At 66.9% G+C, this 11,070-nt stretch carries 9 protein-coding genes; 8 read left to right on the top strand and 1 reads right to left on the bottom strand.

Translation table 11 applies throughout. The annotated features are described in order from the left end of the window. Positions 1-16 precede the first annotated feature (16 nt). The 4 genes from ACGFIR_RS00045 (at position 17) to ACGFIR_RS00030 (ending at position 4,081) form a co-directional block, all read left to right on the top strand. Positions 17-742 carry a hypothetical protein gene (locus tag ACGFIR_RS00045; protein WP_393005523.1) on the top strand — a complete coding sequence of 242 codons (726 nt, stop codon included), beginning with the start codon at positions 17-19 and terminating at the stop codon, positions 740-742. A gap of 20 nt (positions 743-762) precedes the next feature. Next, positions 763-1,398, top strand: a complete 636-nt coding sequence (locus ACGFIR_RS00040) for a hypothetical protein (protein WP_393005524.1) — start codon at positions 763-765, stop codon at positions 1,396-1,398. Positions 1,399-1,493: 95 nt separating this feature from the next. Beyond that, a complete protein-coding gene (locus tag ACGFIR_RS00035) occupies positions 1,494-3,329 on the top strand; it encodes a C39 family peptidase (RefSeq protein ID WP_393005526.1) in 1,836 nt (611 codons plus the stop codon). Next, a complete protein-coding gene (locus tag ACGFIR_RS00030) occupies positions 3,326-4,081 on the top strand; it encodes an SH3 domain-containing protein (protein ID WP_393005528.1) in 756 nt (251 codons plus the stop codon). Before ACGFIR_RS00035 ends, ACGFIR_RS00030 begins: the two co-directional genes overlap by 4 nt. A gap of 155 nt (positions 4,082-4,236) precedes the next feature. Here the strand turns inward: ACGFIR_RS00030 and ACGFIR_RS00025 are convergent, their stop codons facing one another. After that, on the bottom strand, positions 4,237-5,379 hold the full coding sequence (locus ACGFIR_RS00025) for a CHAT domain-containing protein (RefSeq protein WP_393142349.1): 1,143 nt from the start codon (positions 5,377-5,379) through the stop codon (positions 4,237-4,239). Positions 5,380-5,669: 290 nt separating this feature from the next. Between ACGFIR_RS00025 and ACGFIR_RS00020 the strand changes: the two genes are divergently transcribed. The 4 genes from ACGFIR_RS00020 to ACGFIR_RS00005 form a co-directional block, all read left to right on the top strand. After that, positions 5,670-6,380 (top strand): recombinase family protein, encoded by a 711-nt coding sequence (locus ACGFIR_RS00020; RefSeq protein ID WP_393142347.1) that lies wholly within the window; start codon positions 5,670-5,672, stop codon positions 6,378-6,380. Between the two features lie 162 nt (positions 6,381-6,542). Continuing rightward, on the top strand, positions 6,543-8,117 hold the full coding sequence (locus tag ACGFIR_RS00015; RefSeq protein ID WP_393142345.1) for an N-6 DNA methylase: 1,575 nt from the start codon (positions 6,543-6,545) through the stop codon (positions 8,115-8,117). Continuing rightward, entirely contained in the window at positions 8,110-9,342 is a 1,233-nt protein-coding gene (locus tag ACGFIR_RS00010) for a hypothetical protein (RefSeq protein WP_393142343.1), read from the top strand. Before ACGFIR_RS00015 ends, ACGFIR_RS00010 begins: the two co-directional genes overlap by 8 nt. Positions 9,343-9,345: 3 nt before the next feature. After that, a partial coding sequence (locus ACGFIR_RS00005; protein WP_393142341.1) for a type I restriction endonuclease subunit R occupies positions 9,346-11,070 on the top strand: 1,725 nt, incomplete at its 3' end.

Raw genomic sequence — 11,070 nt, 5'->3', positions numbered from 1 at the left:
GAAAGGAGATCCTCCCGTGTCTGATCGCAACCTCGGAGAGCGGCTGCCTGTCTGGGTGCCGGCGATGTGGGCCGCCGTGCTCGTCGCCGCGCTGCTGGTGCCGGCCGGCCCCGCCCACGCCTCACACCCCAACCCCTCCTCTACCCGCCACCTGCACAACATGCACTACGCCACGTCCGGATCGTCGGCGGGCGCCAACGACGAGCAGTTCTGCGTCGAGTCCACCGACACGTCCAAGGTCAGCCACAGCGCGGCACGCGCCTTCGTCAAGCAGACGCTGACCGAGATGGGATCCGGGAAGGTCTGGGACGGCCTAGGCAACTGGCGCATCGACCTGTGGGCGACGAGCAGCAACTGCACCTCGTACCCGGCCTCGACCCGCAACACCATCGAAATCGAGATCCACTACGGCTGGGACTGGAGCGCACGCTGCGGCGCCCCCGTGGGCTACTACAACTGCGTCGAGCACGACAACCCCGTGTGGGACGCCGCCCAGGGCCACTACGACAGCCAGTGGGCGTACGTCTTCCTGGTCTTCAGCTCCGGCGGACGCCTCGACAACGTGGGACGGGGCTTCATCAACCACGAGTTCGGGCACGTCTTCGGGCTGGCCGACGACAACGGCAACTGCAACCCGCCCAGCCTCATGCACAGCACCGTCGTCGGCTACGGCTGCGGCAACTGGACCAACTGGTACCCGAGCCCGTCCGACTTCCAGTCCGTCCTGAACGTCATGGCCTGACGTTCCCGCGAGGAGTCACGATGGCACGACACGCCCTCAGGAACCGCCTGTTGACCACGCTGACGGCCTGCCTCGCGTCGGCCGTCGCGGTCGGAGCCGTCGCGGTGTCCGTACTCGACCGCGACCACGGGCACGACCACGACGACCACGCCCACGTCGACACCACCAACGGGCTGCTCGTCACCAACCGCTCGTCGCTGCGGATGTGCGTCGAGGCCGGCGGCGCCGACGGGCAGGCCATCCACACCGACCTGCTCGCGGGACTCGATCGGGCACGTCAGGACCCGAACTGGACCGGCGCCTACGGCAGGGCACGCTTCGACCCGGCGACGGCGCTGACGTCCGGCTGCCCGGCCCCGAACCTTCCTGACCGGGTCGAACGCACGACGGTGGCCGGACCGGGCCTCACCGACGATCCGAGCCCGTACCGCGTCTGGGTCTACGTCCTCGACGAGCCCACCGCCGACCGGATCCTCGGCGTCGGCCGACCGGCCGACGTGGCGACCGCCGAACTGATGCGCGAGGCGAACAGCATGTGGCCCGTCTCCACGGCCCTGCTTGTCCGCCGCAGCCACGTAGCGGACGCGGCTGCGGTGGCGCCGACACTGCGCGCCGCGCTGGGTCTCGTCCGGGCGCACCAGGAACCCGCCCCGTGAACACCCTCCGGCCGGCGCTACCGGCCGGAGGCCAGCGTCCCATCCCGCCCGATCCCGCCCTCGCGGCCGATCGGAACGACTCGAAGGAGGGGCACGTGCAACCATTGCCCTCCCCCGGCCACCCACCACACCGGCGCACCCGGCACCGGGCATCCCGACCGGCACTGCTCGCCGGGCTCTGCGCCGCCGCGCTCTCGACCACCCTCACCGCAGCGGTACCGGCCAACGCCGACCCCACCACGGCCACCCCGGAAGCCGCCCCGGCCACCGTCGGCATCCAAACCGTGCGGTCCGCCGCCGGCTACCAGGTCCGGGTCGACGGCGTCACCCGCGCCACCGTCGCGGTCGGCGACCCCGGCCATTCGGTACGGACCACGCTGAGCCCCACCGGGCGACACGCGGCGCTGATCGGGGACTTCAACGGCCGGTACGGCGCCGAATTGCTCTCCCTCGACGTTGGCAGCGGCAGGTTGACCAGGATCGCCGCCGGACGGATCACCTCCGCCGTCTACACCCACGACGGCCGGCTCGGCTACGTGCTGGCCGGCGACAGCTCCGGGCAGCTGCGGCTGCGCCAGCCCGACGGGGGCGGACCCGACCGGCCCGTCGCCAGTCTCGACGGCGTGGACGTACAGCTGGTCGGCTGGGGGGAGGGCGACGCCGCGGCGCTGCTCACCCACCGCGCCGCCGGCGAACCTTCGGGTCCGTCACTGAGCCGGGTCGACCTGGCCACCGGCGCCACCCGGACCGTGCTGGCCGGCGACGCCGCGAAGGGTGTCGTCTACCGCGACATCCGGGTGACCCGGATCGACGGGGCGCAGCGGGTCAGCGCGATCGTCGCGGACCACATCTACCCGTGCGCCGGCACCTCGTCGAGCCTGCTGCTCGCCGACGAACACGGCGCGACGGTCGTGCGTACGGGCGCCACCCGCGACTCCTACCGCGAGGCGGCCTGGAGTCCGGACGGCGACCGGGTCGCCTACACCATCCAGGCGTGCGTCTCCCCCGCCGAGAAGACGGCCAGCCGATCCCGGGCGTTGCAACGCCTCGACGAACTCAACGGCACCTACGTACGGGACCTCGTCGCGACCACCGCCCGGCGGATCGTCGAGGGCGTAACCCCCCACTACCGTCTCGACGGGTTCACCGGCTCGCAGCTGCGCCTGGCCTCCGAGCGGTACGGCATCCAGACGGTGGACGTGGCGCGGCCGGTGACCGCGGCACAGCTCGACGCCACCGCCGCCGCCCCGGCCTCCGCCGTCACCACCGGCACCAAGGGGGCGACCCCGACGACGCCGGCGGGCGGGCGCGACGGCGCCGGGGACATCGGCGTACAGTCCAAGATCGTCGGCTCGACCTTCATCCACCAGTTGTGGGACACCGCCGACACCTTCAATGGCAACTCGGCCTGCGGCCCGACCAGCGCGGTGATGGACCTCGCCGGCTACCAGCTCGCCAACCAGAACGGCTACTACGTCAGCACGCCGTCGCGGCACTGGTCGCCGTACGGCCGGTACATCACCCACAGTTACACCGCCTACGGCACCACGTACGACGCGGTGGCGCCGGACCCGAACTGGAACTACTTCGCCGGGGCGTACGGCTGGCTGGTGGAGACGCCGTCCCAGGGCACCATCCACCGCTGGATGGGCGACTACCTCGACCGACACGTGAGCTACCCCGTCGCCGAGACCGGCACCGTCACCTGGTCGTGGATCAAATCGAAGATCGACGCCAACCTGATGGTCGTGGTCAGCGGCAACTTCGCCTACGGCCAGTACGGACACATCGGGCTCATCACCGGATACCTCGACGACGGCCGCGTCTACGTCAACGACCCGTACGGCGCCGGCACCGACGGCAGCTGGGACGGCAAGAACACCGTCTACACACTCGACTACATCCGGGGGTGGTACGCATGGGCCGCATGACCCGTGGACTGATCGCACTGGTGGCCGTACTCGGCATCGGGTACGCCGGCGGCCCGGCCGCCGCCGTGCCGGCCAGGACCGACGTGAAGGTCCCAGCGGCCCAGGCCGCGTCGGACGCGGACGAGGTGGGCATCCAGGCCACCGTCCGTTCCGTACGCTGCGCCGGAGCCGCCCGGGCCGCCGGCTGGACCGGCGAGAACCTGGTCATCTCGGTCGCCGTGGCGCTGGCCGAGTCACAGTGCGTCGCGGGCGCGCAGGGCTACAACGGCCCGACGCCCGGCTGCCCCAACGGCTCCCTGGACCGGGGCGCCTGGCAGATCAACAACTGCTACCACTCCTGGGTCACCGACGCCTGCGCCTACGAGGTCTACTGCAACGCCCGCGCCGCCCACGACATCTGGGGCTGGTCGGGATGGAGCGCGTGGGCCACCTACACCAACGGCTCCTACCGCAACTACCTCACCGAGGCCCGCGACGGCGTGAACAACTCCGGCGGCGGGGTCTACGGCACGGTCAACACCGGCGGAGACCCGCTGAACGTCCGCTCCGGCCCGGGCACCTCGTACGCCCTGGTCGGCACAGTGGCCGACGGCACGACCGTACGGATCATCTGCCAGGCCCGGGGCACCCGCGTCTGGAGCGACGTCTACCAGTACTGGACCGACATCTGGGACAAGATCGGCGACGGGCGGTTCGTCTCCGACGGCTTCGTCCACACGGGCTCGTCGGGCACCGTCGCCCCTAGCTGCTGACACCGGACACACGATCCCGCGCCCGGGCGAACAGCCCGGGCGCGGGATCGGGCGCATCGGAGGGTCGCCACCGACCTGCGGACCCACCCGCCGCCCCGTTGACGAACAGGCCACAACCTCGGCTCGGCGGCCAGCGCATTCCACCGCCCCTGTTGCTAGCGCGGTTGTACTAGCAACAGCGCGGTGACGTCGATGTCGTCGCGAGTGGTGATCTGCGGTAGGTCTGCATCGTCGTCTAGGGCTGCCAGCCGCATGGCGTTCTTTCCCTGTTCGAGCGCGATCCCGACAGATTGCGCGGCCGCGATGGCGGCGTAGAACCGGGCGGCGAAGAGGATCGCTGCGGTGTCGTTGATGGTATCGCTCATCGCGATCACGACGGGGACGGCCGGGAGTAGCGCTTCCACGCCGTAGGTGGTGTTGCAGGCGTTGAGGACCAGCAGCGTCGGCGGTGTGCTGGTCGCGCTCAGCACGCGGGCCAGCAGGTCGAACTCCAGCTCGGCACCCTTGAGGTCCCCGTCGGTCGCCTCCATGAGCAGTCTGCCGAAGTTTCCGTGACCCGAGAAGTGCACAACGTGGGGGCGGTGGTCGTTTAGCCCGTCGACGATATCCGAGGCGGTAGCAGCCGGAAGGTGCTCGACGGTGACGAGCTCACGGTGTTTGGCGCCGCGTAGCTGTTGCTTGACCTGCCGCACCTCCTGGTCAACGCGCAACCACACTCCATCGGTGACGACAGTTCCGTCAGGGTGGGTAACCGTCTTCTCCACGGCGTGGGGGTTGGCCGTCACGTACAGCACCCGTAGGGGCTCGGGCTCGGGTTCCTTGACTGGCACGTAACGCACCTGGACGGTCTGCTGGCGCAGCCGGTTGACCTCTCTCGCGTGCTCGATTTCCGCGCGACGGCGCCGTTCGTTCTCTCGGTCACGTGTCCGCTGGTCCGCACGCTCTCGATCAGCGCGCTGCTTCGCGGCCGAGTCTGCGGCCTGCTGCTCCGACTTCAATGCTGCGGTGAGGGACTGCTGCTTGGACGCGATCATCTTCTGGTTGTCGGCGTACTTCTTACGCGCATCGGCGAGCTTCTTCGTCGTGGCGGCGACCTTTTTGTCTTCCCGCTCCGCAGCCGACAGCGCGGAGCGACGGGTTGTCTCCGACTTCGTGCGGGCTGCCTCGCTGCGCTTCTTCTCGGCAGCCGCCCGGGCTTTCCCGGCGTCATCCTCGTGCCGGGCGATCTCCTTCGTCAGGTCTGCGGCCTTGGCTTCCAGGCGCGCCAGCTCGCCGCGCAGTATGTCTGACCTGCCCACCAGCCCCTCCTCCTAGTCACCGTCGATGAACTCGGGACAGGCTCGACCAAAACCTCACGGCAACCTGGGTCCAAGCGAATCAGGTCTACTCGACGGCGGTACTCACAGCCCGGACCGTATAGTCACGGCCCGACAAAATCCGTTCCCTGCTCCAATGCCACGCTGCGCGCGTGTGTGGCAATCGTGGCCGGTTGGCAGGCTGTCCGAGAATCGATCGTTTTGCGAACAAGATCAAGATGGGTGTCGGAGGCAGGTAGATCGCGTCCGAAAAACCTGTTCGAAAAGTCGGCGTGTCCAACAACCCGACGACGGGTTTGTTGGGCACTCTGGACGGCGTGACCGTCATCCCCATGCCCACCAAGGACGATTTGCTCGCCCCGACGCCGCTCGCAGGCGTGCTCGTCGGCTACGGGCGGGTCTCCACCCGCGAGCAGAATCTCGCCCGCCAGCGAGCCGCACTGATTGCGGCCGGTTGCGCCAAGTGCTTCTTCGACAAGGCCTCCGGAAAGAACACCGACCGGCCCGAGCTAGCCAAGGTGTTCGAGTACATCCGGCCCGGCGACGTGCTCACCGTCGTCTCGCTCGACCGGCTCGGTCGCTCGCTGGAGGACCTGATCGGCATCGTCGGCCGGCTCAAGCGCCACGGCGTCGGTTTCCAGTCCCTGCACGAGAAGCTCGACACCACCACCGCAGGTGGGATGTTCGTCTTTCACGTCTTCGCTGCGCTGGCCGAGTTCCTGCGGACCATCATCGTGGCCAACACCAATGAGGGCCTGGCCGCTGCTCGTGCCCGCGGGCAACGCCTCGGCCGGCCGCCGGCCATGACCCCGGAGAAGGTCGCGTACGCGCTGCAGCTGCTCGCCGAGCCGAACCGCACCATGACCTCAATCGCCAAGCTGCTCGGCGTCTCTCGCAGCACCCTGTACAGCGCGTTGCCTGGCCTTACTCCAGCCCAGCGCGACGGGCAGCTCGCCGTTTGCAAGACCGGTGAATCCTGCTGACAAACTACGCGGTCAGTTTCTAGGCAGGAGCCGACACGCGTGTGTCACCGGGCAGGACACGCCCGGCGTGTCCATGCCGGGCAGGCCCAAAATAGGGTGATCAGCAGGAACACTACGGCCTTCGGGTCGCCACCCCTTTGACGAGCAAGGACACCCCGACTGATGGCAGTGACCCAGCAGGAGATCGAGAGCCGGTTGTGGGACGCCGCTGACGAGCTGCGCGTGGCGATGCCCGAAGCGCAATACTCCTCGGTCGTCTTCCCGCTGATGTTCTGGAAGTACCTGTCGGACACCTGGGAGCACCACCACCAGGAGTTCCTGGACGACAACGAGGGCCTGGACGACCTCTCCGCCGAGGAAGCCCACGAAATCGAGTACCGCGACTACCAGTCGTTCGAAATCCCGTTCATTCACACCGGCACCGTCCAGCAGCGTCGCGCCTCCTGGTCGTCCATCCTCGCCACCGTTACCCAACCCGGCCTCGGCCAGCGGGTCCGCGCCTCCCTGCAGGCCATCGAGACGGCCAACCCTGACAAGTTTTCCCGCCTGTTCGGGTCCATGACTTGGACCTCCGAAGAGGTGCTGCCAGGTGAGGTATTGGCGGCGGTCATGCGGGCGATGAACCGCACCCCAAAAATGCACGAGGGCAACATTTCCCACGACGTGCTCGGTGGGGCGTACGAGTACCTGCTGAAGCGGTTTTCTGACGGGTCCGGCACCCGCGCCGGCCAGTTCTTCACCCCGCGCGAGGTCGTCGAGCTGATCGTCGAGGTCTTGGACCCGAAGGGCTTCGAGTCAGTGTACGACCCGACCTGCGGATCAGGCGGGATGCTCATCGCCTCGGCGAATCTGCTGAAAGCTCGAGGCGGGCGTGGCTACACGCTCAGTCTGTACGGGCAGGAGTCCGTGCCGGACACAGCGGGTGTGGCACGCATGAATCTCTTCATGCACAACCTCACCCAGTTCCAGGTTGAGGTCGGCGACACCCTGAAGGACCCGCGCTTCAAAAAGCCGGATGGGTCTATCGCACAGTTCGACGTGATCCTGGCCAACCCGCCGTACTCCCTGAATTGGAAGCCCTGGACCAAGGACCCTCGCGCCATCGGCGGAGTCGCTCCGCAATCGTCGGCTGACTGGGCGTTCGTGCAGCACATGATCGCATCGATGGACCCGAAGAAGGGGCGCGTTGGCGTCGTCCTGCCCCACGGCGTCCTCTTCCGCGGCGGACAGGAAGCAGCCATCCGTCAGCGCGTCCTACACGACGACTTGCTCGAAGCGGTCATCGGCCTGCCTGCCAACCTGTTTTACAGCACCACCATTCCCACAGCCATCCTGGTGTTTCGTGCGGCCGAAACCAAAGCCCCGGAGCGGCAGGACGGCGTGTTGTTCATCGACGCCTCCAAGCGTTTCACCAAGGCAAGAAACCGCAACATCCTCACCGATGCCGACATCGCTGACATCGTGACCGCCTACCGCTCGAAATTCGACCCTGATGGCAACCCGGTAGACCCCGACGGTGGCGGTGGCCTGGCAGCACGCTTTGTGCCCACTGCGGAGATCGTGGCGAACGGGTACGACCTCAACATTGGCAGGTACGTCAAGCAGGCCGTCGCTGAGAGCGAAGACCTCGGCACCCTCATCGATGCCTTCAACGTCGCCCGCGCCGAACGGCAGAAAACCGAGGCTCGCATGCTCGCCGTGCTCGCCGACGCCGGGATCGAGGGCTTCGATGAGTGATCCGACGAACAATAACCACGCCGCTCAGGTACAGGAGGGTTGGATCCGGGCACCTCTGGGACGGTTCCTCACGCCGAACGTGGAATCTGTGGAAGTCAACCCGGAACGGATGTACCCAACCGTGGGGGTGCTGAACAGGGGGCGAGGGCTGCTCTACCGCGATCCCGTTGCAGGGAGCTCGACGTCTTACAAGACGCTCAACCGGATCGGCCCGGGCGTACTCGTCTACAGTCGGCTCAAGGCGTTTGAGGGCGCGATCACCGTCACGCCCAATGACCTGCCGGAATCGTTCGCTTCACAGGAGTTTCCCACCTTCGCCTTTGCGTCCGACGCAGACCCCGACTTCTTTCGCATCCTCACCACCACGCAGTACATTTGGGATGCCCTTCAGGTTGCTTCTAAGGGAATGGGTGGCAGGCGTGAGCGGGTGAAGCCCGCTGACTTTCTCAACATCGTCATGGATATTCCGCCACTGTCGATGCAGGAGCGGATCGTCGAGGTCATCGGCGTGGTCGACGACCAGATCACCGCACTCGATGGTGAAGCAAAGGCTGCCGAGATGGTCGCGGGCGCGATCGCCGAGTCGATGCTGGCCAACCATGCTTATGTTCGGATCGGGAACCATCTCGATCGTATTGAGGGCGGTCGTAGTCCGCAGGCAATCGATAAACCGCCCACAGAAGATGAGGAAGGCGTCCTAAAGGTCAGTGCGGTCGTAGCCTTCCAGTTCATCGCGGACGAGTCTAAGGCACTCGCCCCGGGGACGGAGATGCCAGAGTCGGCTGAGGTGCAGGCAGGAGACGTACTGGTCACCCGGGCGAGTGGCGCCATTCACCGCGTCGGAGCGGTCTGCCGTGTCCCCTCTGACGTTAGAGGCGGTCTATACCTGAGCGACAAGACGCTTCGTATGGTTCCCGCCGATGGCCTTGACCCCGACTTTCTGGTTGTCGCTATGGCCCTTTCGGGCGTGCGGAGGCAGATCACCACGGCCGCTTCTGGCTCGGCTTCCATGAAGAACATCAGTCAGTCGAAGATCGCTGGGCTCGAGGTGCCAATGCCCGAACTGACTGAACAACGCAAGGTTGCTTCGACGGTTCTTTCGATGCGTGCACTCGGATGTGCGTGTCGCGCAGAGGCCAATAGCCTCCGCCAGGTCCGTGCCGCTCTGCTGTCGGGACTGCTGGACCGTACCATCGCCATCGATTCCGCCAAGTTGGAGGTGTGAGCGGTGGCGAAGGGCATTCGGGAGCGTGAGTTCCAAAACCTGATGATCCAGTGGTCGCTCCCGATGGGCTGGACCTTCACAGCGGGCAGGTCACTGCCGCGTCAGACAACGCAGACGGTGATCGCCGGCCAACTGCGGAACGCCATCGTCCGACTCAACCCTGGAGTGATCGACGGGTTCGACGTGGACGCGGTGGTCGAGGAGATCGTCACCACGGTCAACGCCGTCGAAGGCGGACTGGTGCGGGCCAACGAGCAGGTACTACGCCTACTGCGCGGACGTAAGGAGTTCCGGGACGCCGACGGCGTGTGGCACGCCCTGAAGGTCATCGACTTCAAGCACCCGACCGCCAACACGCTGGTCGTGTCGGACGAGGTAACCATCACCGTCCCCGGCAAGACCTCCCGCCGGTTCGACCTCGTGTACTGGGTCAACGGCCTGCCACTGGTCGTGGTCGAGGTGAAGTCACCGACCGCGAAGTCCGGGTGGACCGAAGCGGCCCGTGAGATCAACGACGTGTACGCCACCGAGTACCCATGGTTCTTCACCCCCAACGTATTCGCCGTCGCCTCCGACGGGCTGAAGCTGCGATTCGGTGCTGTTGGCGCGCCCACGAACCTGTGGCAGCCGTTCCGGTCCACCGCCGACGACGAGAACCTATCCGGCCAAGCCGACGTGCAGCGCTCCGTCGAACTGCTGCTCAACCCCACCACCGTCCTGGACATGCTCGCCAACTTCGCCCTCTTCGACACCTCCGGTGGTGGGGTGGACAAGAAGTACCTGCCCCGCTACCCGCAGATGGAGGCCGCGCATCTAATCCACGAGCGGATCTTGGAAGGCGGGTCAAAGGGCCTGATCTGGCACCATCAAGGGTCCGGGAAGACGCTGCTTATGGTGTTCGCTGCCTCGCTGCTGCTGGCCGATACCCGCACCGAGTCGCCCACGATCATCCTGCTTTCGGATCGAACGCAGCTTGTCCGGCAGACCTCCGGGGTGTTCACCTCTGCGATGGGGGACGCCTACTTCCACCGGCCCGCCACCAGCCAGGAGTTGCGTTCCTTGCTGGCTGACGACGTGCGCGGCGTCATCTCCACCACGGTCCACAAGTTCGCCAACGCCGGCAAGAACCTGTCGAAGCGGGGCAACATCATCGTGCTGGTCGACGAGGCACACCGCACCCAATCCGACAAAGAAAAGTCCCTGGCCGGGCAGATGCGCGCAGCGCTGCCGCACGCGAAATTCTTCGGCATGACCGGCACCCCCGTTCGCAACCTCGCCACCGACACCTTCGCCCTCTTCGGCGAGGAGACCGACCCGGGCAGGGTGCTGCACCGGTACTCGGTGTCCCGGTCTCTGCGGGACGAGGCGACCGTCCCGGTCATGCTGGACCCGCGCCCGGTCTCCTTCGAGATGAACGACCAGGAGCTGCAGGCTGAGTTCGACCAGTTCGCCGACGACTTCGACCTCGACGACCCCGACCGTGAGGCCCTGTCCCGCAAGTTCGGGCGCCTCACCTCGGTGTTCGCCAACCCCGACCGCATCCACGCGGTATGTCAGGACATCGTGGACCACTACCTGGCCGGCGCCTACCGCAACGGCCTCAAGGCCCAGGTCGTCGCCTACAACCGCGAGTTGGCCGTGGCGTACACGGACAAGATCAACGAGCTGCTGGCCGGCTTCGAGGCGTCACAGGTGCTCGCCGAGGTCGGGAAGCATGACCGGATCACC

Origin of the sequence: Micromonospora sp. NPDC049051, assembly GCF_043197575.1 — a bacterium.
In the GTDB taxonomy this organism is placed as follows: domain Bacteria; phylum Actinomycetota; class Actinomycetes; order Mycobacteriales; family Micromonosporaceae; genus Micromonospora.
The sequence above is the reverse complement of the archived record's forward strand: the minus strand, read 5'-3'. Positions and strand labels throughout refer to the sequence as shown.

Bases quoted from the DNA above. Each gene is read 5' to 3' on its own strand.
- ACGFIR_RS00010 (WP_393142343.1), top strand. From the start codon at position 8,110: ATGAGTGATCCGACGAACAATAACCACGCCGCTCAGGTACAGGAGGGT.
- ACGFIR_RS00030 (WP_393005528.1), top strand. From the start codon at position 3,326: ATGACCCGTGGACTGATCGCACTGGTGGCCGTACTCGGCATCGGGTAC.
- ACGFIR_RS00015 (WP_393142345.1), top strand. From the start codon at position 6,543: ATGGCAGTGACCCAGCAGGAGATCGAGAGCCGGTTGTGGGACGCCGCT.
- ACGFIR_RS00040 (WP_393005524.1), top strand. From the start codon at position 763: ATGGCACGACACGCCCTCAGGAACCGCCTGTTGACCACGCTGACGGCC.